The sequence below is a fragment of the Oscillibacter sp. MSJ-31 genome (genome assembly GCF_018918025.1).
Taxonomy (GTDB): Bacteria; Bacillota; Clostridia; order Oscillospirales; family Oscillospiraceae; genus Hominicoprocola.
Genome location: NZ_JAHLPT010000001.1, coordinates 338,296 through 361,276, shown reverse-complemented (window position 1 = coordinate 361,276; position 22,981 = coordinate 338,296). Strand labels below are relative to the sequence as shown.

Annotated in this window: 23 protein-coding genes and 2 tRNA genes; 13 read left to right on the top strand and 12 right to left on the bottom strand. The window is 54.9% G+C overall.

All coding sequences use genetic code 11. From position 1 onward, the window contains the following. Positions 1-549: 549 nt before the first annotated feature. The 7 genes from KQI17_RS01605 to KQI17_RS01575 form a co-directional block, all read right to left on the bottom strand. On the bottom strand, positions 550-6,012 hold the full coding sequence (locus KQI17_RS01605) for a hypothetical protein (protein WP_216494484.1): 5,463 nt from the start codon (positions 6,010-6,012) through the stop codon (positions 550-552). Positions 6,013-6,024: 12 nt separating this feature from the next. After that, entirely contained in the window at positions 6,025-6,261 is a 237-nt protein-coding gene (locus KQI17_RS01600) for a hypothetical protein (RefSeq protein WP_216494483.1), read from the bottom strand. A gap of 206 nt (positions 6,262-6,467) precedes the next feature. Continuing rightward, positions 6,468-6,956, bottom strand: a complete 489-nt coding sequence (locus KQI17_RS01595) for a hypothetical protein (RefSeq protein WP_216494482.1) — start codon at positions 6,954-6,956, stop codon at positions 6,468-6,470. A gap of 222 nt (positions 6,957-7,178) precedes the next feature. Beyond that, entirely contained in the window at positions 7,179-8,441 is a 1,263-nt protein-coding gene (locus tag KQI17_RS01590) for a DnaB-like helicase C-terminal domain-containing protein (RefSeq protein WP_216494480.1), read from the bottom strand. Further along, positions 8,438-9,118: a DUF6291 domain-containing protein gene (locus KQI17_RS01585; protein WP_216494478.1), complete on the bottom strand. Its 681-nt coding sequence runs from the start codon at positions 9,116-9,118 to the stop codon at positions 8,438-8,440. The genes KQI17_RS01590 and KQI17_RS01585 overlap by 4 nt, the downstream gene beginning before the upstream one ends. Continuing rightward, positions 9,118-9,306 (bottom strand): helix-turn-helix domain-containing protein, encoded by a 189-nt coding sequence (locus KQI17_RS01580; protein ID WP_216494477.1) that lies wholly within the window; start codon positions 9,304-9,306, stop codon positions 9,118-9,120. Before KQI17_RS01580 ends, KQI17_RS01585 begins: the two co-directional genes overlap by 1 nt. Beyond that, on the bottom strand, positions 9,299-9,517 hold the full coding sequence (locus KQI17_RS01575; protein ID WP_216494476.1) for a helix-turn-helix transcriptional regulator: 219 nt from the start codon (positions 9,515-9,517) through the stop codon (positions 9,299-9,301). The genes KQI17_RS01580 and KQI17_RS01575 overlap by 8 nt, the downstream gene beginning before the upstream one ends. Positions 9,518-9,639: 122 nt before the next feature. Here KQI17_RS01575 and KQI17_RS01570 point away from each other — a divergent pair, with 122 nt between their 5' ends. Both KQI17_RS01570 and KQI17_RS01565 read left to right on the top strand, forming a co-directional pair. Further along, entirely contained in the window at positions 9,640-10,410 is a 771-nt protein-coding gene (locus KQI17_RS01570; RefSeq protein ID WP_216494474.1) for a helix-turn-helix domain-containing protein, read from the top strand. Next, a complete protein-coding gene (locus tag KQI17_RS01565; protein WP_216494472.1) occupies positions 10,394-11,668 on the top strand; it encodes a site-specific integrase in 1,275 nt (424 codons plus the stop codon). The genes KQI17_RS01570 and KQI17_RS01565 overlap by 17 nt, the downstream gene beginning before the upstream one ends. 184 nt (positions 11,669-11,852) lie before the next feature. Here KQI17_RS01565 and KQI17_RS01560 read toward each other — a convergent pair. After that, positions 11,853-11,926, bottom strand: a tRNA-Gln gene (locus tag KQI17_RS01560). Positions 11,927-12,118: 192 nt separating this feature from the next. Between KQI17_RS01560 and KQI17_RS01555 the strand changes: the two genes are divergently transcribed. Next, positions 12,119-12,451 (top strand): hypothetical protein, encoded by a 333-nt coding sequence (locus KQI17_RS01555; protein WP_216494471.1) that lies wholly within the window; start codon positions 12,119-12,121, stop codon positions 12,449-12,451. A gap of 101 nt (positions 12,452-12,552) precedes the next feature. Further along, the gene (locus KQI17_RS01550; protein WP_216494470.1) at positions 12,553-13,572 is read left to right on the top strand and encodes a replication initiation factor domain-containing protein; all 1,020 of its coding nucleotides are present in this window, start codon (positions 12,553-12,555) and stop codon (positions 13,570-13,572) included. Positions 13,573-13,576: 4 nt separating this feature from the next. Here the strand turns inward: KQI17_RS01550 and KQI17_RS01545 are convergent, their stop codons facing one another. After that, positions 13,577-14,104 (bottom strand): DUF2726 domain-containing protein, encoded by a 528-nt coding sequence (locus KQI17_RS01545; RefSeq protein WP_216494469.1) that lies wholly within the window; start codon positions 14,102-14,104, stop codon positions 13,577-13,579. 113 nt (positions 14,105-14,217) lie between these two features. Here KQI17_RS01545 and KQI17_RS01540 point away from each other — a divergent pair. From KQI17_RS01540 to KQI17_RS01515, 6 genes are all read left to right on the top strand, one after another. Beyond that, positions 14,218-14,292, top strand: a tRNA-Glu gene (locus KQI17_RS01540). A gap of 313 nt (positions 14,293-14,605) precedes the next feature. After that, a complete protein-coding gene (locus KQI17_RS01535; protein WP_216494467.1) occupies positions 14,606-15,448 on the top strand; it encodes an ATP-binding protein in 843 nt (280 codons plus the stop codon). Then, positions 15,430-15,570 (top strand): hypothetical protein, encoded by a 141-nt coding sequence (locus tag KQI17_RS01530; protein WP_216494465.1) that lies wholly within the window; start codon positions 15,430-15,432, stop codon positions 15,568-15,570. The genes KQI17_RS01535 and KQI17_RS01530 overlap by 19 nt, the downstream gene beginning before the upstream one ends. Beyond that, positions 15,570-15,737, top strand: a complete 168-nt coding sequence (locus KQI17_RS01525) for a hypothetical protein (RefSeq protein ID WP_216494463.1) — start codon at positions 15,570-15,572, stop codon at positions 15,735-15,737. Before KQI17_RS01530 ends, KQI17_RS01525 begins: the two co-directional genes overlap by 1 nt. Before the next feature lie 3 nt (positions 15,738-15,740). Beyond that, positions 15,741-17,405, top strand: a complete 1,665-nt coding sequence (locus tag KQI17_RS01520) for a hypothetical protein (protein ID WP_216494462.1) — start codon at positions 15,741-15,743, stop codon at positions 17,403-17,405. Further along, entirely contained in the window at positions 17,405-17,680 is a 276-nt protein-coding gene (locus tag KQI17_RS01515) for a hypothetical protein (RefSeq protein WP_216494460.1), read from the top strand. Before KQI17_RS01520 ends, KQI17_RS01515 begins: the two co-directional genes overlap by 1 nt. Before the next feature lie 98 nt (positions 17,681-17,778). On the opposite strand, the gene KQI17_RS01510 is transcribed toward KQI17_RS01515, so the two are convergent. The 3 genes from KQI17_RS01510 to KQI17_RS01500 all read right to left on the bottom strand — a co-directional run bounded on the left by KQI17_RS01510 (position 17,779) and on the right by KQI17_RS01500 (position 19,781). Continuing rightward, entirely contained in the window at positions 17,779-18,774 is a 996-nt protein-coding gene (locus KQI17_RS01510; protein WP_216494459.1) for an IS30 family transposase, read from the bottom strand. 137 nt (positions 18,775-18,911) lie between these two features. Further along, positions 18,912-19,232: a hypothetical protein gene (locus tag KQI17_RS01505; protein ID WP_216494458.1), complete on the bottom strand. Its 321-nt coding sequence runs from the start codon at positions 19,230-19,232 to the stop codon at positions 18,912-18,914. A gap of 249 nt (positions 19,233-19,481) precedes the next feature. Beyond that, a complete protein-coding gene (locus KQI17_RS01500; protein ID WP_216494457.1) occupies positions 19,482-19,781 on the bottom strand; it encodes a hypothetical protein in 300 nt (99 codons plus the stop codon). Between the two features lie 242 nt (positions 19,782-20,023). Between KQI17_RS01500 and aroF the strand changes: the two genes are divergently transcribed. The 3 genes from aroF to aroB are packed head-to-tail and all read left to right on the top strand — an operon-like array spanning position 20,024 to position 22,981. Beyond that, positions 20,024-21,037, top strand: coding sequence for a 3-deoxy-7-phosphoheptulonate synthase (gene aroF / locus KQI17_RS01495; protein ID WP_022018061.1), 1,014 nt, complete (start codon positions 20,024-20,026; stop codon positions 21,035-21,037). 4 nt (positions 21,038-21,041) lie between these two features. Further along, positions 21,042-21,878 (top strand): prephenate dehydrogenase/arogenate dehydrogenase family protein, encoded by an 837-nt coding sequence (locus KQI17_RS01490; RefSeq protein WP_216494455.1) that lies wholly within the window; start codon positions 21,042-21,044, stop codon positions 21,876-21,878. 35 nt (positions 21,879-21,913) lie between these two features. Further along, positions 21,914-22,981, top strand: coding sequence for a 3-dehydroquinate synthase (gene aroB, locus KQI17_RS01485; RefSeq protein ID WP_216494454.1), 1,068 nt, complete (start codon positions 21,914-21,916; stop codon positions 22,979-22,981).

Sequence of the window (22,981 nt, the reverse complement as noted above, 5' to 3'; positions counted from 1 at the left end):
CGTTTGGCTCCGCAATGCGTTCTAAGCGCTCTTACGCCCTCGGGCGGGTGTTTACCCCTATCGAATAGCTGCAAGGTCTTTGCGAGCTTTTGCGGGGCAAATAAGGGTAATTCCAATTTCACCGTGCAGGAGAAACGTGCGGTGCTGAGGCAGGCCGTATTTTTGCGTTTCGAGAGTACACTTGCCTATCCTCTCTCCCGAAATTCAAAGGGGAGGGGTAGCGGAAAAACAGGGGGTGTCTCAAGGGCTGGGGTAAGGGGTATCACCCGCATTCCCTATTCCAATCGGGGGTACCGGAAAAATGGGGCAGGCCTTTTGCAAAAGGTGGTCGCGCGAATTTTAATGACATTGACAGCAATTTGAGGGCATGCTATATTGGCAATAGAGCTTTGCGGCAGGCCGTCTTGGACGTTAATCGCGGGGGCAGTGCTTATCTGAGCGCTGGGCATCGCGTACTGTGCCTTGCGAGCTCTTTTTCTATGGCAAGTTCATAAGGCCGGAGCGCAAGAACGAAGAAAAGAGCGGGGCTTATGCCCCGCTCTTTTGCTGTCAATCGTATGGGTTCTTCTTCCAGCTCTTGTTGATGATCGTCCAAAGGTCAGCCTTCTGTGCGCGTGTATATCCTCGGCTGTCGAGGTACTTTCTTGCTTCGGATTGGCTCACGGAATCGTTTTTGTCTGCATCGATATTGTTTTTCATATCGACGCGATCCTCGACCGAGAAACCGGCCTTGAGCATTCGCTGCGTTTTCTCAAAGCCCAATCCGCTCATAACGCTGCTTCCGTACTTCTCGTAGTAATACAAGTAGTCCGTGGTGCTCATGCCCAGTTCGCTTCTTGCATTCTTGGCATGACCGACCCATGCATCGACCGCGTCCTCGCCCAAAATCTCAGACTTTGCACTCTCGTAAGCATAGGTATAACAGCGCGTCAAAAGCACGGCCTGCTCCTCGGCGTTTGCGCGCTTGTAGCCCTGGCTTGCGATCATATCGGCGGTGGAGGCCATTTGCAGAGCGGCACAATCCTTCTGGAATTGTTGTTGCTGATCGTAATCCAGTGAAACAATATGTTCTTTTTTGTCCTTGTCGGTGTAGGAAAGGCTGTCGGGCTTGCGTGTAGTGGGGAAGAAATCGACAGTGCCGGTCTCTCGGTATACACGGTTCATTTCGCGGCTGATGTCGCTTTGCTCAAATTCACTCATATTGATCGGGTTGAGCATCGCATCAAAGACACGTCGCGGCGTGCTGCCTTGATATTTCTTCTCCTCGCCGAATGTGTTGACCGTTGTGGGAAGTGTTTCCCGAGCGACAGGAAATCGGCTGCGAATATCGTCAAGCAGCACATCGCGGGTACGTCCACCTGTGTAAATATTGCGCTGCTTTTCATCGAGACCTTTTGCCAGAGCAGCAACGACATTTGGCGTCGCAGAAGAAACGGCAGTTTTGCCAAGTGCTTCGATAGCGGCGGTTTTGGGGTCATTCTTATACACGAGAACGTCTCCGAAAAAGTCCTTTGTGTTTTCGATGCCCGGCAATTTGCCGACCGTCCTTGCAACGCTTGTGAATGTATCGGAATAGGTCTCCGGCGCCGCATAGACCGACAACAGTGAGGTTGTTCCATTGTCTGCCATTTCCACACCAAGATCAACGAGGAAGTTCAGCGGCTCGATGCTGGAGAGGTCGAGAAGCGTATCGCCATTTTGCCACTCCGCGCTTTCGCCGTTCTGCAGCCTGTGCAGCGCGTCAATGTTGATTTGCGTACCGGACATGCCTTCGTTTTTGTTCGCCAAAGCAACGTCCTTGTCCTCTTCGTCCGCTGCGCGTTTGATCGCCCCCGCCTTTACGAGCTGCATTATGCCGTAGGCAATCGCGGTGCCGGTCATGCCGCGGGCAAAGTCGCTCACAGCACGAGCCTGTGCGGTAGGGTCTGCGTCCTTATGTAAGGCAGCCTTATATATCTCGTTCAGTATCTCAACTGTGCCTTTGATGGTATTCACAGGGCTGTAATCAATGGACACCGACGCGAGATTTCCGGCAACGCGCGTAAACGGAGCGGTGAGGTCGCCCGCACCAAAGCTGCGGACAGTAAAGGACTTGTCACCCGCAGAAATACGCTTTCCACTGTCGCCGATACCGACAAGGTTTAGAATGTCGTGGATCGCCTGCGTAGATGCAGCGAACCTCTCGTTATCTTGGAATGTACGATATGCCGCAAGCCGGTCGGCCTGCTCTTTGGCGTAACCATTGGTGGCATTCTTGATCTTTCCTTTGTCGATAAGGGACTGTGTAGCCGCCTGTGTAGCACGCGCAGCTCCCTTGTATGCTTCGTCAGAGGTCGTCAGCAAATACGCTTGGTTTCGCTCGAGCGAGGACAACAGGCGTTCGACAAATTTATCTGCCACGGTGCCGGTGTTCAGCACTCCTGCGCCATCGGCTTTGAATGTGCGCTTTCCGCCGTGCTGCTGATAACGGCTATCGCCGCCCATGTCCACGTCCATAGTAATCTCTGCAAGGGAGAGGCGTATCGCCTTGGCGATGCTCTCGCGGGAGCTTTTAGAAAGCGCGAATTGCTCTGCGGCAACGCTTCGCGTGCCGGTGATTTTGGAGAGTGCCATATCCAGCAGAGCCGCGCCGCGCATCGTCGTGGCATCGATTGCATAGAATGTCGTGTTCCCCACAAGGTTTTTTGCTGCAGTCTTTGGATTGGAGAGCATGTTCAGGACTTGCATCGTCTTGAGTTTTTTGCCAATGTCAGGAGCGATCGCATCGGTTGAGAGGGCGGCACTAGAATTGTATGCGAACTGCTTCAATTGCTCGTGCGTCAGAGTGTCGAGAGACTTTTCAGCGATGGACCGCAGGAGCTTGCTTTGCTTTCCTGTCATGCCCTTTAGTGTACCGCGTTCGTCAGCAATATCAAGAATGATCTGCTTCATGTCCACGTCTGAGGTGGCACTCTCAATGCGCTTGTCAAAGCCGATGATCTGACGCATACGGGCGGCTCTTTCCTCGGCGGACAGATTGCCCTTTTGCAGGTTCTCCCATGCTGCTGGTTCACTCGTCTGCCCGTTGTTGTTATTTCGCGCCGTCCACTTGCTCCACGCCTGCGTACCGCGTCCGGTCTCTGTAGCGTGTTCTCGCATAACCTCGGCCCAATGATTGTATGCATCGTCGGACACATCGAGATCGATGCTCCGGCGCAGCAACTCCTGTTCGATCATACTTGCGGCATCCACCATGACACCGTTCCATGCGGGCGCCTTTTCAAGATACGAAGCAATGTCGTTGTAAGCGGCTTCGTCCACATCCTTCAAGAACTTCCGCGCACCGTTCCGCTCAACATACAGAAGATTTTCGGCCTGCTGTAAGCTCTGCGCTTCTGTCTGTGTGCGGTAACGGAATGCGTTGTAATAGTCCTCACGAGACTTTCCGGACGCTTCGCCGCGTTGCTCGGTGTATTCCATTTGCCCGTTTGCAAGATTGCTCATACGCTCGGCGCTCTGGCTGTCCGGCGTTTCAAATCCGGCTGCAGCAGCGCCCATACTATTTGGCAAATCTTCGGCTTTTTGCTTGCCGTAAATTCTTTGGATTTCCCGCTCCAAAATGTCCGGCGCTTTTTGCGTCTGTGCGTCTGTCTGCACTTCGCGCCCCCTGAAAATGGCCGCCATCAGCGGGTCGATGTGCCGTCCCGGCGCATATTCCCGCGCCGAGCGCATATCCTGCGTATTGACAGTGCCGCGCCCTTGTGCTACACTATCATTAGGAACTTCAGGCTCGAACGTCTCGGACGTATAGGTGTTGGCCGTGTTTGCGGCATTCACCGTCGAGGTAGGGGTTCCTTTCTTTTTGATATACAGCGTCCGCGGCTCGATCGTTCCGCGCTTGACATTTTCGCCGTTGCTGGATATACTATTTTCAATAGCGGGACTAACAGGACCAGATACCGGCTCGGCCGTAAGTTGCGGGGAGGCTTCCTCCACGTTTAACGTCTGGGTGAAGTCGCCGCTATTTTCTTTGACATACATGGTCGTTATCTCCATGGTCCCACGCCCCTTGTTGTCAAATTGAACCGTTATGACCTTGCCGTCCGGCATACTCTTGCTAAGCAGTACGCCGCGCTTTCCGTCGTTCTTGCCTCCGACCTGCACCTCGCCCGGGGTGATGCTGTCCGGCTGTGTCACGACCTCCGGCAAAGCGTCTATCGCCCACCGCTCCAGCGGGAGATTTCCTTTCCGCAGCTCCGCCTCCGGCGAGCCGTGTTCCCGAAGGATGTGCCTTACGTCGTCATTTGTCACGATAACATTTCTCTCGGAGACCGGATAGCCGAGAATATCGCTCACCGCTTTTCTCTGTGCATCCGTCAGCATTCCGAGGTAGAGCTTTTCCAGCTTTTCGCCCTGCCCATTCTTCCTTCCGCCACTCCACTTGTCGAAGAACGCGGAAACGCTGGTATCAAACCCTGCAACAAGGTTGCGGAACGTCTTGCCTTCGCGCCGGATCGCATCCGCCTCCAAGATGTTGTAATTTGGCTTCGCCGTCCCCTCCTTGGGGGCGGTTTTTTCTGCGCTCTGCGCGCCCTCTGCCGCGTTCTGCGCGTCGGGTGTCAAATTACCCTCGCCGTTCGCTCGCGTGGCTTCTGCGCCCTCTTGCGGGCTGAGTTTTGCGCTTTCCCCGCGCGTGATGGCATTGCCGGCGATCTCTGCGCCGCTGCCCGCAAGGCCGAGAATGCCGCCGATCAGACCATCGTAGAGAGCGTCCTGCAACTCCAGCTCGCTATAGTTCTGCCTGACGCCCTTGCCGTTGTAGATGCTCTGCAAAATCGGCTGTACCACATCCTCCAGCATTTCCTCACCGCCCTCGGAGAGGAACGAAAGCGCCGCTTTGCCCGCCGCACTTCCGCCCATCTTGGCGACCGCGCCCTCCAATGCCTTATCCAGCACACCGCCGCCGAACACCTTCTTAAACGGGGCGGCGATGTTGGCGAGCTTTTCGGTCGCCACGCTCACCGCTGCGCTGCCCGCGCCGTAGGTGAGCGCCTTTGTCTTGCCCTCCATGCGCTCGGTGGTCGTCGCGTCGGGGGAAATGGCCTCCTTCGCCTCCTGTGTGCTGTCGCCGAACACGCGAGTTGCGATGCTCGGCAGGCCGCCCGCGAGCGCGTCCATTGCCATCTGTCCGCCCGCCACACCGACGTCCACCGCCGTGCGCCCGATAGCGCCCAGCCCCTCTTTTTCCTTGGCGATGCCGTACTCGGCGTCGCTCTTGAGTTTGGCGCGCGTATCGCCCAGCTTGCCGACCGCGTTCTCCACGTCGGCGGTTTTCTTCGCGTAGGCTTCGCTGTTGATGGCAATGAGCCGTTCGTTGCGGTCAATGAGCTGCTGCCAGCGTGCGCGCTCCTCCGCCGTCTGCGCCGCGTCGCGCTTGGCGGTATAATTTTCGATGTTGCGGCGCGAAGCGTCGATGCTCACCTTTTCCGGACTGACGGCCCAATCTGCCGCCTGCAGCGCCTCAAGGCCGCTTGCTGCCGCGCCGACCTGCCCGGCCAGCCAGCCGCGCACCGTGCCGCCGAGCATACCGCCCTTCTTGTCTCGGATGGTGTCGCTCACCACCTTCGCCTGCGCTCTGCGCTCTGCGTCCGCGTGGTTTGCGGTCCGGTGGCTGCTGCGCTCGCTTCGCGCACGGCTCGCGCCGTACTTCCGCGCCTCCTGCACCAGAATGTCGGTATAAGAGGCGGTGGCAGCAGGAGAAGCGGCGGCGGGGGAGGATTGCGCACCTGCTTCCCCCGTGCTGTATGGCTTCGGCTGCTCTACAGGATCAGATATTCGGACAAGCCTGCTGCCGTTCTTTCCGACCGCGACAGTGTTCTCTTCCAGCTTAATAAAGCGTCCTTTTGTTTTCTTTTCTTCTTGCCTTTTCTGGTAAGCGACAAGGTCTGGCATCTCGATTTTTTCGTCCTTTGCTTTTTCCTTCTTCGCTTCCACTCGCTTTTGATAAGCGACGAGGTCGGGCATTTCCGCCATAAGTATACCCCCTTATCGAAGTGCCGAAACGATGAGGTCACGCACACGTTCCTCAATCGTGTCCCCAAAATAGCGGGCATCCGCACAAAGCAAGTCATAGTCGTGCTTTGTGAGCGTCGTCTTTACCGTCACAGTAGGGTCGATAAAGGAGCAAGGCATCTCCGGAGCCGTGGTTTCGGCGTTGGGTTCTGTGGTAATCGTCTCAATGGTGATCTCTTCGGTGGTTTGGTTTTTCTTCTTTCGGGCCATAGTGTAAATTCCTTTCTGTGTTCTGTGGAGTAAATGGGAATGGGGAGGAGTGACGGCAGACGAAGCGGGAGCTATAAAAAAATCGCGCACGCGCGAGCATCCCTTTAGCGGCAATATACGTAAGGCGAAATTGCTTTACAGATGCACGAGAGAGGCGGAGAGCTTTCGCCCTCCTGCGCCGCTCTCTTTCCTTCTGTGTGCATGGCTTAAAAGAACACTTCTGCTCCGAGTGCTTCGACATCCTCGATGGAGGTAACAACGCTTTCGCCGTACTCATCATTGACCTTTGCGCTCACCTGTCCGCAGGCGTGGATATGACGCGTTCCGTCCTCGCCATCCTCGACCAAAGCAAGGCAAGCGGCAGGATGCACCTTTTCCCCGTCTTCGGGAAAGCGGTATCTTGCACCCGCCGGAGCGGGAATGATCTGCAAGAATTTGTCGCCTGCCGTCTGCTGGTTCGCGGTCTGCGGAAACTCATGGAACAGCGCCGCTCCAGTAATTTCCTCGAATACCCCGCAATTCATAAGCCCCATTGCCTTAACCTCACGGTCGCCGTTGCTCAACTCGACGAGCGCGAGGCAAGAGACGGGGCGTGCCTTACCATCGTCCTCGTAAGCAAAAAACATTCCTTCGGGTGCGGGGAGAAGTTGGAGGATTTTGTCGTTGTCGTAAGTCTTGGTGTTGATGTCGTTCATGGTTGTACTCCTTTTCGTGTTATCAAACATCTCGGCGTTAAAGCCGGAAATGACTGTTCATTTTGCGCTCGAACCGGTCTCGGTCAGTGGCCGGCAGAAGCGGCGCAATTGTGTGTTGCAGCTCGTCTCGTTGCTTGTGGCGAACTGTCTTGCTGCGGGCGGGCTTGGTATCTGTGAGGATGGTAAGCGCTGTTGCATAATTCACGATCTGGTCCCCCTTTCTCACAAAAATCCGCGTGGTTTTCTCTCTGCTTTTTGTTCCGGTTCTCGGTATGGTTCAGAAAGCTCGATAAAACGCTGGTGTTCTCCGTCAAAGTGCATCTGCACCACACCTTGCCGACCACGGCGGTTTTTTGCGACAGAAATGCCAACCGTGCCGAATTCGTCGATTTTCCAGAGAAACAAGACTTTCGAACCGTTCTGCTCCAGTTCTCCACTATCGCGGAGAGAAAGCAGCGTCGGACGCTCGGTATCGCTTACGCCGCGGTTAAGCTGCGCCGCCGCGACGATGGGGATCTGCAGCTCCGAGGCGAGATTTTTCAGGTCTCGGCTGATCTGCCCCAATTCGAGGTTGCGGCTGTCAGCTCTGCGGTCTGCCTGCATCAGGCTAAGATAATCGATGACGATTAGCCGCAGGTTTTGAATAGTCGCCGCCGCGCCTCGGATCTTGCTTACCGTTGCAGCGGGCTTGTCCCAGAAGTGAAGCGGTAGGCGCTCAAGACGTGTAGCTGTAGCGGCGATGCTGTCCCAATTGCTCTCCACGTCTCGGTCAATGAGCTGATCCATCGTTGCGGCACTGCGTCGTGCAAGCAGGCGTTCCGCCAGCTCGGCGGCAGACATTTCGAGCGAAACGAAAAGCGTTTCGCTCCCTGCCCGTGCGGCGCTCTCTGCAATGTCAAGCAGGAAAGCGGACTTTCCAACGCCGGGCCGCGCGCCAATGATAACGAGTTGTCCCGCCTCAAAACCTTTGAGTTTGCTGTCCAGCAAGGGGAAGCCTGTGTTAATCCGCTGTGTTTCCCTCGCCGATAGTTGCGACATGGTTTCGATAAGGGCCTGCGAGATCGTTTTCAGTCGCCCGCCTGTGCTGTTAAGTAAGTGCGCCTTACAGACTTCGGCAACCGCGGCGGCTGGATTTTCTTCATCAAGGGCTGCAAGCACGCCATCGCGTAACCGCTTTTCCGCTGCGTGCCTATGTAGCAGGCGGGCGTATTCCTCGGCGTTGGCAAGGGTAGGTGTCGCGTCGATGCAATCAGCAAGAAAATGTCGTGGATCGTCCACAACGCTGCGGAGACCATCGGCGGCAATGTTGGCGTCGAACGCCTTACCGCGTGATACTGCGCTGTCCGCAGCGTCAAAGACAGCAGCGCAGGCGGGAACGGAGAAGTCCTCAACGCTCACGATCTGCCGGAGCTGCAAGACCCGCTTGGGTTCAAGACAGACCGTCGCAGTCAAGGAATATTCGAGAGATGAAGTGTCATGCATCATGTGCCGCCACCCCCCATTTTTGCCAGGAGCTGCGTGTATTGTTTTCTGAATTTGCCCCCTGACAGGATGTTGCTCTGCCAAAACGGATCGGACTGCGAAAACTGTAAGACCTCGTTGATGCTCTCCCAACTGTGCTTGTCCAATCGGTTGCATTTATCAAAGTCCGCCGCCCAACTCTGCAAGGTTGCTTCTGTGTGCGGTGTACAGTTTGACAAGCGCTCTTCGATTTGGTCCGCGAGCCAGCGCGCAGCGCGATATGGAAGCGAATCATGTCCGAAAGATTGTCTTGGTTTCTTCGTTCCGGCGGAAGGCGGAACAAGAGAATTTATTACATCTGCTTCTGCTTCTGCTTCTCTATCGCACCCTACAGGGGGGGTATCGAGGGGGGATAGGGGGGGTAGGGGTGGTATAGGGTGGGTATTCTCCCATCGTTTAGCACCGCCAGCGCGACCGTTTCTAACAGAGGCTTCATAATCGGCAATAGCCTCGTCAACGCTCCCTTTCAGCCCCGCAAAAATGACGCGCGGCATTGGTTCCAGCGCGGCAATCTCGCCCGTGTCGAAATACCGAAGCGCCGCTTTTAGGGCCTTTCCCACCGAGATGTCGTCGGCAGCATCAATCGTCGGCTTTTGCGCCAAGAACACCTTAAACCATGCCGCCCGCTTCTCCCTCGCCATCAGTCCCTCACCCCCGCCTGTGCTTCGAGCCAGCGTTTGAAAGCGTCCGCCGGTATTCGCGTGCAGCCGCCGATGCGAGCAACAGGGAAACCGGATAACTGCATCCAGCGGTAAATCGTGGGGCGGGATACCTCGGCAACCTGCGCCGCCGTTGCGACGGAGTATGCCAAAATCTCGGGTTTATCCATTGTCGGCCTCCCCTTTGATCTCGAAAATAGTGTCGAAATCACATGACAACGCCTCGCAAATCTTCTGCGCCGTGCTTTGACGGACAGCGTTCCCTTGTTCAACACGAAGCACCGTTCGCTCGGTTAGCCCTGTCAATTCGCCGAGTTGACGCAAGGTTAGGCACTTACGCAACCTCGTGCTTCTTAAATTTGTGCCGCGCGCAAAAATCATTTTTCAGCGCCTCCTTTCAACATTATTTTATCTCGTCATGTAGCTTTTTAATATACTGAATGTGTAGCTAAATTCTTGACAAATAAATGAAATAGCGTTATAATCGCTGCGAAAGTAGCCAAATGAGCGACACGGAGGAACAAATGGGAGATAACACAAAAGAGGCAGTTGGCCTACGGTTGAAAGACCTGCGTGGAAAATCTACATTAGAGGAAATTTCGACAAGGGCGAATGAAGTATTGGGACATGGTGTATTCGACAGGCAAAGGCTCTCAAAAATCGAGAGGGGAAAACAGACAGCAAACTACGAAGATTTAGCTGCACTTGCAAAGGTATACGCTGTCTCGACGGATTACCTTTTGGGATTATCAGAAACAAGATTGCCCGAATCGATGGGGGCTGTTGAGTACACGGGGCTTACCGGAGAAGCTGCAAATTATTTGCATAACCTGCATGTTGCAGATCAGTTAAGAGATAAAAAGCCTTCGAGTGAAATGTCCATGTGTGAAATGATAAGCGAATTTTTGTACCACAGTTCCGGAGCTATGCAGAACCTGTATTTTCTATATCATCGCACAAAAGATATGAGTGCGTTCAAGCCGTCTCTAAATGCTCTAACAGGCGAGACGGACGCACGAATGCAAATGAGGACATATGCAATGGCAAATAAATACTACGGCGCATGTAAAATTCTTTCAGGGAAAAGCTACTTGCTATACGAATTTGAGCGCATCTCGCATGACCTGCGCGAAGCCGTTGCCAAAACAGCTAATTTGCCAAATGCTCTTAAAGTCTGTGATACAATGGCGCGGGAGAACGCCATGCGAGAATTTGAGATAATTAAAAAACAAGATAGCAAAAAGGAGGCGAACAAGCGTGCCAAGAAAGAGTAATACCCGCGCGGCGTCTGGAGCCGGTACAATTCGGCAGCGGCCTGATGGCCGATGGGAGGCCCGCGTGACCGTCGGCACAGACCCCGGCACGGGGAAACCGATTCGCAGGAGCCTCTACGGCAACACGCAGAAAGAAGTGTTGACCGCTATGCGCGACGTGCTAAAGGCCGTTGACGATGGCCTTTACATAGAGCCGACGCGCCTGACGCTTGCGCAGTGGCTCGATATCTGGCAAAGCGATTATCTGCTCTCGCAGAAATACGGCACGGTCAAGACCTACAAAGCACAGATCGCCACACACATCAAACCGGCCCTCGGTGCTGTGAAGCTCTCCAAGCTCACGCCACACCTCGTTCAAGGCTTCTATAATGATCTGCTTGCCAACGGCCGCACCGTTCCGAAGAGGGACAAGCACGGCAAGATCATCAAGAAAAAAGGCGTCATGGTCACGGAGACTGCACCACTCAATGCAAAGACTGTGCGCAATGTCCACGGTGTTCTGACAAAGGCCCTTTCTCAGGCCGTAAAGCTGGGCTACATCGCACGCAATCCCTGCGACATGGTAGACCTGCCCCGTGTTGAGAAAGCACATATCATGCCGCTTACGGACGAACAAGTAAAAGCTTACCTCTCCGCGGCAGACAGCGATAATGACTATGGTGACATTTTGAAGGTGATCCTTTTCACCGGGCTGCGTGAGGCGGAGGCGACCGGTTTGACTTGGGATTGCGTTGACTTCAAGAAAGGCACTGTCACAGTCTGTAAGCAGCTCCAGAAACGTCCCGCCGAGGCCGGAGGCTTCCAGTTTGCCGCCCTCAAAAACGACAAGACGCGCATTCTGCGCCCTGCTCCCTTTGTTATGGATATGCTGCGCGCTGTCCGCTCCAAGCAAGCACAGCGACGTTTACAGGCCGGTGATCTATGGCAGGACTGGATAGACCCCGCCAAGCAGTACGCCGCCTGTCGGCTGGTCTTTACCAATACCCTCGGTGACCATCTGCACCCACAACGGCTCTACGCCCATCATAAAAAGATCGCAGCTATGGCTGGAGCACCGGATGCCCGCGTGCATGATCTGCGCCACACCTTCGCTGTGCTCTCCCTGCAAAACGGTGACGACGTGAAGACTGTGCAAGAAAATCTCGGCCATGCGACCGCGGCTTTTACGTTAGACGTTTACGGTCACGTCTCAGAGCGCATGAAGGAAGATAGCGCCGCACGGATGCAGGGGTATTTTGAAAATCTCAAAAAGGCATGAAAATGCTCCGTCGATCTCGCATCGGCGGAGCTGCTTTTGTCCCCATTAGGGGGTAAAACTTTTAATTGGGGTAAACTTAGGGGTAAAACGTATTCTGCGAAAATGCAAACGCAACTTTTCTGCGTTAAAAGCGCCTAAATCATGTAGAAAAAGAAAGAACCGCAACTTTTCAGTCACGGTTCTTTGGCAGCGGGAGAAGGATTCGAACCCTCACATACGGAGTCAGAGTCCGCTGTGCTACCATTACACAATCCCGCTATGTTCGCTTGACGAACATTTGTTATTATACCAGCGGTTTTGCATTTGTCAAGAACTAATTGCCAATTTTCCGGATTTTTTTCATTTTGGCGGATTCTAAAATGAAATTGGACAGTCCGGACGGCACCCTTGCGGCTGCTCTGTCCGGACTGATTTTGTGCAGCGCTATATGCGCAGAAAGAGAGGCTCTATATGAGCGAATACAGCTTCAAGGAAAATGAATACCTCGTGGTAGGTTGGGCACAGGGTCTAATGGATACCGAGGAAGAGGACGCCAACGGCAAAAAAGTCAACGTCCAGCGCCCTTACTATCAGCTTTTCGTCCTCTCGCCGGTCAGCTCCTATAAGTCGGATACTTACACCGCCTGCGGCCTGAAGGCGCAGAAACTCAGATGCGCTTCGGATGCTGTTTGGAAGAACATCAATCCGATGGAGGTCTGCAATCTCTTCTTTGACGAAAAGAAGCGTGTCGCAATGGCTGTTTCCACTGGCGAAGTCGTCTCGTTGGAGTCCATCTCCCTGTAAGTTTCAGATCCCGAGAAAGCGCCGGAGGGTAGCTCCCTCCGGCGTGCCCCCCCCGCTAACAGGGGGGCACTACCTACAAAAGAGGCATGGGGGCACTCTTTATGGATAGCAAAGCGGATAATATCGTTCTATACGACTGGTTGTCGTTTACCTCAAAAATACATACACCTGAGCAGATCATAGATGCGCTCGGTCTCTCCCATGTGCCGTGGACGAACACCAAAGGCGCAAAGGGTTACCAGGACCGCAAATACTTTTCCTGCATCTCCATCCACTACAACGGCCGTCCCGATATGGGCGTCTGGTGTGAAATGTCCGGTCAAGGCTGCCGCACGTTTGAAACGCTCTCCACGCTGGAAACTGACGCCATGAAGAAGTGGCGAAAGCTCTTTGACTTCATTCGCTCCTTCGGCTTGAAGATCACTCGTCTGGATGTGGCCTATGACGACCATTCCGGCATACTGGATGTCGGTGAAGTCTCACGGGATACACAATGCGGAATGTACGTCAGCAAGTCCGACTATTGGGAGTGCATCGTCAGCTCCAAAGGTACAAGCATCCAAATCGGAAGCTCGCAAAGCAAGGTACTCGTCCGTATCTACGATAAGGCTGCCGAACGTGGCAAGCAGGGCGAGCATTGGAACCGTGTCGAGATTCAGATGCGCGATGATCGTGCGATTCAGTTCAGCATGATCCCGCTGCCGATCGGTGAAGCCTTTGCCGGTGTGCTGCTCAACTACCTCCGCTTTGTCGAACCGGATACCGACAGCAACAAATGGCGCTGGCCAATGAAAGACTATTGGTATAACCTCGTCGAGGACGCCGAGCGGATCAGCATTTACACTGCGCCCGGCATGGAGTACAACGAGGAACGCTGTAAGCGGTATGTGGTCAATCAGGCCGGCAATGCCATTGATGCCTGCATCCAGATGTACGGCCTCTATGAGTTCGAGCGGATGATCCAAGAGCGTGAAGTTGCTCCGAATCCGAAGTATGAGCGGCTTATCAACCAGCACCGTTTTGATGTGCTGTGTCAGAAGGTCGAAAGACTGTTCGGAGAAAAGCGTAACACAGTTTTTGACGCCGGCGCGCTGGCGCTGCAGCAAAACTGTGTTACATAGTGGATTAAGTTTTCATGATCTCGCGTATCTGCCGCTGTACCTCTTCGGTCACGGCGCGGGTATGGATGATCTGATAGCCGACGCCCTGCAATACCTCGTCAACAAAGGCGTCGCGTTTCTTCCGGTCCTCGACGTCATGGCTGGCGTCATCCAGCTCGACGACACAGCGGGCGACGAGCTTTTCGTCCAGTATCACGAAGTCAACGTGCTTCGCCTGTACCTTGTAGAAATACGTTTTGTACTTCGTGTTTCCCTTCACTGGTTCAAGCAGATCAAGCAGCCTCACCTTGGAAAACGTATAGCAGCCGATTTCATCGGTGACTGCTTTGATCTTCTTGAAGGCATCCTTTTCGTTGTAGGTCAAAAGCCATTTCTTTTGGTAGGCTCCGGCGATGGGCAGCGGGGTATTCGCATTCGGTAGCTCCTCAATGGTTTCCGTTTTTGGCGCTCCGGTAGATGGCTGCTTCTTCTGAGTTGCTTGAATGACAAAGAAAATAAATCCAAGAAGTGCAGCAATGATAAAAAGTTGCATTTTATCCCTCCTCGAAAGGAGTTTATCATATATCGCGGATCGGCGCAATGGTAGCATGATAGGTTCTGCGTCTATGGCTGCCGATGGAGGTTTGGGCTCTTAGTCGGTCAATATGGCGGGATGGAGTAATGGCAGCTCGCAAGGTTCTCACCCTTGAAATAGTGGTTCGAATCCACTTCCCGCAACCATAAAGGGAGCTTCCCTTTTTATTCTAATTACAGGAAGGAGTGTTTCAAGAGACCAGTCAGGCCGTTTTCAATGTCGCGTCCCTGCTCTCTACTCTTCAGAGTTCCGTCTCCGCGAGTGATGTCCTTACTCTGATCGGTAGCTGTGTCGGCGCCGGAATGGCGTTCGTTCTTGCTTGGTTCGGTGGTCGCAAGGTCGTTCGTTCTTTCTCCAGTGCGCTGAAGAAGGGCAAAATCAGCGTCTAACCCTCGCGCTGGGGGCGTGAATCCGTTCGGCTTCACGCTCCCTTTTTTAATGCTTTTGGAGGTATGGAAAATGCTGGAAAAAGAATTGTGCCGCGAGAGCAAGCGGCCTGTTATCCTGCGCGACTGGCTGCGCTATAAGGCCGGTTTCCGACGCGCTCACCCGGATTATTTTGATCCGGACGGTTTGGCGATCTTCGTCGGCGGCCAGGGTACGGGAAAGACGCTCTCGGCGGTCAATTACGTCTATAAGCTACTGGACGCTTATCCTCATGCAAAGCTTGTGACCAATGTGGCCCTTGCCGATTATCCCATTGTTACCTTCTTTGAGTGGCTTGTCAATCAGGATAAAACAGACTTCATCAAAGACGGTAAATTTGAAATGTCGGAGGAGGTCTTTGCGGAGTATGAGCAGCGATACCTTGCAGAAAACCGTGTTTTCGAGTTCTGCGACAACGATGATTTCAAACGGTATAGCAACGGTGAGTGCGGCGTGATCTTCTTCGTGGATGAGATACAGCTTTATATGAACAGTCTCGAAAGCAAGAACATCAACATTGAAGTTATCACGCAGATCAGTCAGCAGCGGAAGCAGAGAAAGCATATTGTTGCGACCTCGCAGGTGTTCGGTCGTATGGCAAAGCCGCTGCGGGAACAGTTTTCAAGCGTTATGCTCTGCAAGAATTACATGGGTTGTATTCAGGTCAATGCTCTGCTGGACCGCGACAGCTTGGAGAGCGATGACAGCACCGGCACGAATATTTCAGGGGAGGTCAAGGAGAAATTTGTATGGTTTCATTCACCGTCCATGTATGCGCGGTATGATACGTCGCGTGTTGTGGAGCGCGGCAAATTTGTTGGCGCGGAAAAGCAAATTCAGGATAAGGAGGGGGACAAATGGATTATCAAAGCGTGATTGATACGCTCGTCGGCTTTATGGGCGTCAGCTGCCCGCTGGTCATTGCCTGCGGCCTTGCAAGCCGTCTATTCAATGCCTTTGTCGGCATGGTGACTGGAAAGGAGCGTGTGCGGTTCTAATGGGAGACATTGTGACCTATACCGAGTATGTCGGCATGACGATAGAAGATTTGGAACCGTATTTGGAAACGCTCACGGCCTCGCTTGACCGGCTCACGGAAGTGACCTTTGCGGTCGGCGTGATGCTTGCGGCATGGTTTCTCTACTCGTTGTTTTGGAGGAGGTAAATCATGAAGAATACAAACAGATACATAGCTCTTGCCCTCTGCTTCACCCTCACCCTCGGCGTGTTCGCCTATCGTCCGCCACAAGCCGAGGCCCTTGCCGGCGTGGATGATGCCGTGGTCATTGGCGCTTTGCTCTCGGCCTTTGCTGGTGGCTGCGGCCTTATCTTCTCCAATAACGGCATGACCAGCAGTGAATTGGCGCAGGGCCTGACCGACAAATGGAACGAGTTCAACGAATCTGCCGAAAATGCCGCTTCCTCTTTTGCCGCATGGCTCGGCTTCGAGGATACAAGCGCTCTTTTGGGTGCTTTGTCCTTTTCAGGGGGCAAGCTGGCGATTCCTCGCGCCATCGCTCGGAAATTTGCAGAGTTTACAACTTGGCTTACTTCTAACACAGGCGTAACTGCCGGTGGTGATTCCGTTCCGGTCTCGACCGTGGAAAGTGTAAAGTTTTATCAAATGCATTATGATTCGAGCTTGGGGTATCTGCTTGATGGTGAAATTCCGTTTGCTCTTTCTTCATATACAAGTAGTTCGGTTTATAGCTTAGGTACACCTGTTTTTAATATCTATGATTTGCCGAGCACAAGGGATGAATCTTTGATTTTTGGCTTTTCCAATACTTCTTGGGCAAAAGCATATCTTGATGCATCTGGTAATTTTTGGTCTTATTCTTCGGCTTCTTCCAGTGAGTGGTCGTTGACAAGATCTTCTTCTGTTTCTAAGTTTGTGGACGGCAAGGTCTATGTTGCTCCTTATGTAAACGGAAAAATAAAGTATGGTTTGTTTGTGGAATATTGGGACACTGTTGACGGCTTTAAAGTTAAGCGTTTTGGCGGAATTGATATTGTTTTTACTGGTACGGGTGCTGAGTCGTCTTTTTCCCGCCTTTCCGTATTTGCTCCGTCTTACTATAAAAATCCCACCATTGACTTACCTGCCGAGGGGGAGGAAGCTGCAAACCCTACCTTGTCCGATGTCGGTGACGGCACGGCCACGACCATTGAGGGCTTATTGCAGCAGATTCTCGCCCAGCTTCAGGCCAATACCTTAGCTCCTACGCTCGACCTTGCCGGTACGGAGTCAGGCGGCAATACCGGCACGGACGAGGATGCAAAGCCCTATCTGCCATATATTCCGCAAATCTTCGAGAAAATCAAAGAGTTGCCCGGAACGCTCGCCAATATTTGGGAGAGCATCAAGGGCATCCCTGCCGCCATTGCGGAGAAGATAGGCGCTTTCTTCACCACGCTTTGGGGCTGGCTGCAAAGCATCATTGATGCAATCACGGCTCTGCCCGCTGCCATTGCCGAGAAGATCAAGGCGCTTTTCGTTCCCCGTGAGGGCTATGCTGCGGAGTTTGTCGCAGATATTACAGCGACATATCAGGGGCGTATGGGCTTGCTGACCTATCCGTTTACCGTCCTTGCTGATTTTGTCGGCACTGTGGCTACACTTGAAGAGCAGGAGCCTGTTTTGCGATGGGATGCGGTCGAATGGCAGAATAAGACCATTATTTCAGCCGGTGAATATAATTTGAAGTCGGCGGTCAGCAGCGCTCAGATGCAGACGGTTTACATGATCTATAAGACCGTTGTTTCCGGTATGCTTGTCGTGGCGTTTCTGCATTTGTGCTATAAAAAGCTCAAGGAGGTGCAGCGGAACTAATGTTGGTTGAAGCGTTAGGAGATCTCGGCGTTCAGGTGTTGAACGCTGTTCTGAATATCCTCGATGTTCTGCCGGATATGCCGCAGGCCGTTGTTTCTGCTCTCGGCAATTTCTTTGACCTTGTTTTTGATAACTGTTCACTGATCGGCTTTTTCGTCCCGCTGCCGCTGGTCAAGATTCTCTTGCCACTGGTGGTGCTGGTGGTCAACTTTGAGCATATCTATGCGGGCGTCATGTGGATCCTGCGCAAGATCCCTGTGCTTGGGATCGAGTAAATAAGCGGCGGGGGACCGATGCGGAATCGCACGGGCCCCGCCGCTCTTTCGTAACACAGCAGATCTCGCAGCTGAAGATCTCCGGACGAGATTTTGTGTTACGCAATCTCACATGGCCGTTTCCATCCCAATATTTTTCGCGGGTAGTGATTCATCCAATCCTGCACCGCTCTGACCTCCGAGGGCTTCACCTTGTCGAAATTCGTTCCCTTGGGAAAGAATCTCCGGATCATGCGGTTATGATTCTCGTTGCTTCCTTTCTCCCATGCCGCATAGCTGTGACAGTAGTAGATATGAAACCGTGTTCCGCCCCGGACGCTCCGGATCAGCTGCTCATATTGCAGAAATTCGCTGCCGTTGTCTGTGGTGATGCTGCGGAACTTCTGCCGGAACTGCGGCGTTCTGCGCTCCAGCCGGTCGATGGCCCTGCGGATCGTCTCCGCTCTCCGATCCGGCAGCTTCATAATGATCTCCTGTCGGCTCCGGCGCTCGGTCAGCGTGAGCAGCACAGCCTTGGAGCCACGGCAGCCCACGACTAAGTCCATCTCCCAATGCCCGCCCTCTGACCGCTGGCCGATATGCTCGGGTCTGATCTCAATGCTGGGGTAATCCTTGTGCGCGATCCTCGGTTCTTCACTCTTCTTCCGGCGTCTCCGGCTGACCTTTTCCAGCAAGTCCATGTCGCGGAGCTTTGGGAATCTACGCTTCGATATGTAGCTATACAGCGTCGTTACACAGATCGTCGTGGTGTAGCCTACCGCTCTGGCCTCGGCCAACGCCGCCGCAGGAGAATACTTTCCCTTTAAGATCATGTATTCGAGGAAGTCCATATAGTTGGTGTCATTCTCCGTCTTGATCCTGCGGCCTTTGCACTTTGACGCCAGCTCGCGGATCGCCTGGCCCTTGTCGGCAGAGTAGCGCACAACATCCCGATAATCGACCGTATGTAGATAGCTTCCGCGCCGAAGCTCGTTGTAAATCGTCTGTCGGCTTCGGTTCAGCTGCCGCGCAATCTCCGCAATCGGTATCTTATTCCTCCGCATGGCTTCCAGCTGGTGCCGCTCTCCCGCGGTCATGTAGCACTGCTTTTTCATCATAGCCCTCCAAGTTATCCCTGAATAAAAGCGTTTGATCTGAAACAGTTCCCCGCGGGAGGACCCGCAGGGAATGATTTTTCCTATTGTAACACATTCTGACGCCGCAGCCAGCTGGTGCAGCCGGGTATCTTGTGTTACGTTTCTTCTTCTGCCGCTTCGGCAATGGCCTTTGCCCGCCGCTCGACGTATTTGAAATACTGCTGTGTGGTTTTTAGATCGTTCTCCAACTGCCGAAGCTGTTCCGTTGCTTTCTGTAAGCTGTAAAGTCGTTCCCGCTCCTTTGCGATCTTCTCTTCAATGGCTTTCAGATGCTCTTCCTTTTTCGGCAGCTCCCACACGCATTTGGTGACGAGGTTCTCAAACTTCTGCGTGAAGGTATCTCCGACCTGCCGGTCGATCAGCTCGGCCAGCTCGTCGCTGAATCGGATGCTGCGGATATTGTTCTTTGTTGCCATAGTTGCCCTCCCAAGATGTGTAGTGTGCGAAGCGCGGAGCTCGCTCGCGCTTCGTTGCTTACCATGAGCGCAAAGAAAAAGCCCTGTCAAGCGGACCGTGGAATAAGTCCAGTCCGCAGACTGGGCCTTATGCCGCGAAAGCCGCTTTACAGGAGCTTCTTTCTTTGTGATAAAGGCACTTTGTAACACAACCAGGTCACGCTGCAGCGTCGATCAGATCCGCACGGTGCGCTTTTCTGTGTTACAAAATCATTTATTTTTCTTCAACTGTCCAATTTCTTCTTGACATCTGCCATTTTTTTCATTTTGGTGCCGCGGGCTGTTTTTGACCTGCGTTTCAGCGGCAAAGCCGCTCGGACGGCGCGGGCGGGAAGCGGCTTCCGCGAGGGACGTTTTGATCCCGGTGTTCGATGGGTGGTGCGAAGAAAAGGCGATCCACGGTGGAGCGGCTGCGGCAGGCGGGAGACCGGAGCGCAGTTTGGCTGTTTCGGCGGAAGGAAAATCGGCAAATTTTACGGATTTGGTGAAAATGCCGATTCCCTTTTGCACTTTAAGCTGTTATACTGCATACATCAAGGCTTCCGAGAGGAGCACAGACTATGACCGTAATGAACCGCAGTGCTGAATACCGCTACTTTAGCTTTACCTATTTTATGGGTAAGGCTTATTCTGGTTTGGCTGAAAGCAAGCGCGTGTAAGAACGGATCCTTTGTCGGAATGACCGTAAATGCATGACGAACCGCAGCCGGACCGGCTGCGGTTTTTTTCATCGCTTAAGGAGGAATTTTACCATGATCGTCGTACTCAAGCACAATCCGAATCCCGAGCAGCTGCAGAGCCTGATCACATGGCTGCAGGAAAAGGGCATCATCATTCACACCAGCATCGGCGAGGGCAATATGCTCCTCGGCCTGGTGGGCGACACCTCGAAGATAGACGCCGATCTCATTTCCGCGCTGGACATCGTCGAGGACGTCAAGCGTGTGCAGGAGCCGTATAAGAACGCCAACCGCAAGTTCCATCCCGAGGATACCGTCGTCAAGGTCGGCAATACGCAGATCGGCGGCGGCAACCTCACGCTTATGGCCGGCCCCTGCTCGGTGGAATCCGAGGAGCAGGTGGTCGCCATCGCGAAGGCGGTCAAGGCCAGCGGCGCGACGATGCTGCGCGGCGGCGCGTTCAAGCCCCGCACCTCGCCCTATTCCTTCCAGGGCCTCGGCGAGGTCGGCCTGCGCTACCTCGAGATCGCCAAGGAGGAGACGGGGCTGCCCATCGTCACCGAGCTGATGGACCTCAGCCAGCTTCCGCTCTTCAAGAATGTGGACGTCATTCAGATCGGCGCACGCAATATGCAGAACTTCGACCTTTTGAAGGCCGTGGGCCGTCAGGAAAAGCCCGTGATGATCAAGCGCGGTATGTCCGCGACCTACGAGGAATGGCTGATGAGCGCGGAGTACGTCATGGCCGGCGGCAACGAGAACGTCATTCTCTGCGAGCGCGGCGTGCGCACCTTTGAGACCTACACCCGCAATACGCTCGATCTTGCGGCGATCCCCGTGCTGCGCAAGCTGACGCACCTGCCCATCATCGTCGACCCCAGCCACGCCACCGGCAAGAGCTGGCTGGTCGACCCGCTGGCGATGGGCGCGGTGGCGACTGGCTGCGACGGCCTGCTCATCGAGGTCCACAACGACCCCGCACACGCGCTGTGCGACGGCCCGCAGTCCCTGAAGCCCGAGCAGTTCGACGCGCTGGCAAAGAAGCTGCTTCGACTGAAGGAATTTGTCAAGACGATAGAGGAGTAAGACTATGACAGTCGGCATTGTCGGCCTCGGCCTCATCGGAGGCTCGATGGCCAAGAGCATCAAGGCGCGCACCGCGCACACCGTGTTCGGCTGCGATCTCGATCAGGAGACCATGATGATGGCGCGTATGTGCGGCGCCATCGACGCGCCGCTGACGGCGGAAAATTTGAAGGATTGCGACCTTGTGCTGGTCGCCATCCGTCCCGCCGCGGCGGTAAAATGGGTGAAGGAGCACGCGGAGGGAATCCGCCGGGGCGCGATCCTTGTGGACCTGTGCGGTGTGAAGCGCGCGGTGGTGCGCGAGCTCGCGCCTGTCGCCGAGCAGTACGGCTTTGCCTACATCGGCGGACACCCGATGGCGGGCCGTGAGCGCGGCGGCTTTACCGCCGCGACGGACAGCCTGTATGTGGGTGCGTCCATGATCCTTACGCCGGACAAGCGCACGGATATGCAGCTGCTTGAAACGCTCAAGGCGTTTTTCCTCGATATCGGCTTTGCGAGCCTGACCTTCTCCGATCCCGAGGAGCATGACCGCATCATCGCCTTTACCTCGCAGCTCGCGCACATCGTCTCGAGCGCCTACGTCAAGTCGCCCGAGGCGCAGAAGCGCCGCGGCTTCTCCGCCGGCAGCTTTCAGGATATGACGCGCGTGGCGCGGCTCGACGAGAATATGTGGACGGAGCTGTTTCTGGACGACGCGGACTATCTGACGGACGAGCTGGATATCCTCATCGGACATTTGCAGGAGTATGCCGACGCGCTGAAAAGCAAGGACGCCGAGCGCCTGCGCGCGCTGCTGCGCGACGGCCGCGAGAAGAAGGCCACCGCGGGCGGCAACTGAAAAATCAACGAAGATCGACCGGGGAGGGAAGAGCTATGTCCTCTGTTCAGACCATTGAAGTCCATACCGCGCCGACCTACGAGGTCACCATCGGCGTGGGACTGCTGCGGGAGTGCGGCGCACGGCTGAAGACCGTGCTGGGCGGCTGCCGCATCGCGGTCGCCGCCGACAGCAATGTGGCTCCGCTTTATCTTGAAACGGTTTGCGCGAGTCTGCGCGATGCGGGCTTTGCCGTCTGCTCTTATGTGTTCCCGGCGGGGGAGGCGCATAAGAATTTCACGACGCTCTCCGCCATTCTGGAGTTTCTGGCCGAGTCTCAGCTCACGCGCACGGACTGCGTGGCGGCGCTCGGCGGCGGCGTGACCGGCGACATGGCGGGCTTCGCTGCGGCCTCGTACCTGCGCGGCATCCGCTATGTGCAGCTGCCGACCACGCTGCTCTCCACCGTGGATTCCTCCGTCGGCGGCAAGACGGCCATCGACCTTGCGGCGGGGAAAAACCTTGCGGGCGCGTTTTTACAGCCCGCTGCCGTGCTGTGCGACACGGACTGTCTGAGATCCCTGCCCGCCGCCGTCTTTGCCGACGGCGCGGCGGAGGCCATCAAGACCGGCGTGCTGAGCGGCGAGACGCTGTTCTCTCTCTTTGAGGACGGCACACTTACCGACGCGCCCGCCGAGATCATTGCCCGCTGCATCCGCTACAAGGCGGGCGTGGTCGAGCGCGACGAGAAGGAGCAGGGCGAGCGGCGCAAGCTGAACCTCGGCCACACCGTCGGTCATGCCATCGAAAAATGCAGCGGCTATGCCATTCCGCACGGCCACGCGGTCGCGGCGGGTCTTGCCGTCATGGCGCGCGCCTCCGAACGGCTCGGCTGGGCCGAGCCGGGGGTGTCCGCGCGCATCGCGGCGTGTCTGGAGAAGAACGGCCTGCCGACCGGCACGGACTATCCCGCCGAGGCGCTGGCGAAAGCCGCGCTGGCGGACAAAAAGCGCAGCGGGGACAGCATCACCATCGTTGTACCGAAGGCCATCGGCGATTGCGAGCTGAAAAGGATCCCGGTGACGGAGCTTCTGCCCATCATCGCCGCCGGACTGGGGGGATGA

What these genes read in the sequence shown, in the direction of transcription:
- KQI17_RS01585 (WP_216494478.1), bottom strand. Translation starts at nt 9,118, where the DNA reads ATGGCGAGGGAGAAGCGGGCGGCATGGTTTAAGGTGTTCTTGGCGCAA.
- KQI17_RS01555 (WP_216494471.1), top strand. Translation starts at nt 12,119, where the DNA reads ATGAGCGAATACAGCTTCAAGGAAAATGAATACCTCGTGGTAGGTTGG.
- KQI17_RS01605 (WP_216494484.1), bottom strand. Translation starts at nt 6,012, where the DNA reads ATGGCGGAAATGCCCGACCTCGTCGCTTATCAAAAGCGAGTGGAAGCG.
- aroF (WP_022018061.1), top strand. Translation starts at nt 20,024, where the DNA reads ATGATCGTCGTACTCAAGCACAATCCGAATCCCGAGCAGCTGCAGAGC.
- KQI17_RS01535 (WP_216494467.1), top strand. Translation starts at nt 14,606, where the DNA reads ATGCTGGAAAAAGAATTGTGCCGCGAGAGCAAGCGGCCTGTTATCCTG.
- KQI17_RS01490 (WP_216494455.1), top strand. Translation starts at nt 21,042, where the DNA reads ATGACAGTCGGCATTGTCGGCCTCGGCCTCATCGGAGGCTCGATGGCC.
- KQI17_RS01515 (WP_216494460.1), top strand. Translation starts at nt 17,405, where the DNA reads ATGTTGGTTGAAGCGTTAGGAGATCTCGGCGTTCAGGTGTTGAACGCT.
- KQI17_RS01530 (WP_216494465.1), top strand. Translation starts at nt 15,430, where the DNA reads ATGGATTATCAAAGCGTGATTGATACGCTCGTCGGCTTTATGGGCGTC.
- KQI17_RS01590 (WP_216494480.1), bottom strand. Translation starts at nt 8,441, where the DNA reads ATGATGCATGACACTTCATCTCTCGAATATTCCTTGACTGCGACGGTC.
- KQI17_RS01520 (WP_216494462.1), top strand. Translation starts at nt 15,741, where the DNA reads ATGAAGAATACAAACAGATACATAGCTCTTGCCCTCTGCTTCACCCTC.
- KQI17_RS01545 (WP_216494469.1), bottom strand. Translation starts at nt 14,104, where the DNA reads ATGCAACTTTTTATCATTGCTGCACTTCTTGGATTTATTTTCTTTGTC.
- KQI17_RS01510 (WP_216494459.1), bottom strand. Translation starts at nt 18,774, where the DNA reads ATGAAAAAGCAGTGCTACATGACCGCGGGAGAGCGGCACCAGCTGGAA.
- aroB (WP_216494454.1), top strand. Translation starts at nt 21,914, where the DNA reads ATGTCCTCTGTTCAGACCATTGAAGTCCATACCGCGCCGACCTACGAG.
- KQI17_RS01600 (WP_216494483.1), bottom strand. Translation starts at nt 6,261, where the DNA reads ATGGCCCGAAAGAAGAAAAACCAAACCACCGAAGAGATCACCATTGAG.
- KQI17_RS01525 (WP_216494463.1), top strand. Translation starts at nt 15,570, where the DNA reads ATGGGAGACATTGTGACCTATACCGAGTATGTCGGCATGACGATAGAA.
- KQI17_RS01595 (WP_216494482.1), bottom strand. Translation starts at nt 6,956, where the DNA reads ATGAACGACATCAACACCAAGACTTACGACAACGACAAAATCCTCCAA.
- KQI17_RS01580 (WP_216494477.1), bottom strand. Translation starts at nt 9,306, where the DNA reads ATGGATAAACCCGAGATTTTGGCATACTCCGTCGCAACGGCGGCGCAG.
- KQI17_RS01550 (WP_216494470.1), top strand. Translation starts at nt 12,553, where the DNA reads ATGGATAGCAAAGCGGATAATATCGTTCTATACGACTGGTTGTCGTTT.
- KQI17_RS01570 (WP_216494474.1), top strand. Translation starts at nt 9,640, where the DNA reads ATGAGCGACACGGAGGAACAAATGGGAGATAACACAAAAGAGGCAGTT.
- KQI17_RS01575 (WP_216494476.1), bottom strand. Translation starts at nt 9,517, where the DNA reads ATGATTTTTGCGCGCGGCACAAATTTAAGAAGCACGAGGTTGCGTAAG.
- KQI17_RS01505 (WP_216494458.1), bottom strand. Translation starts at nt 19,232, where the DNA reads ATGGCAACAAAGAACAATATCCGCAGCATCCGATTCAGCGACGAGCTG.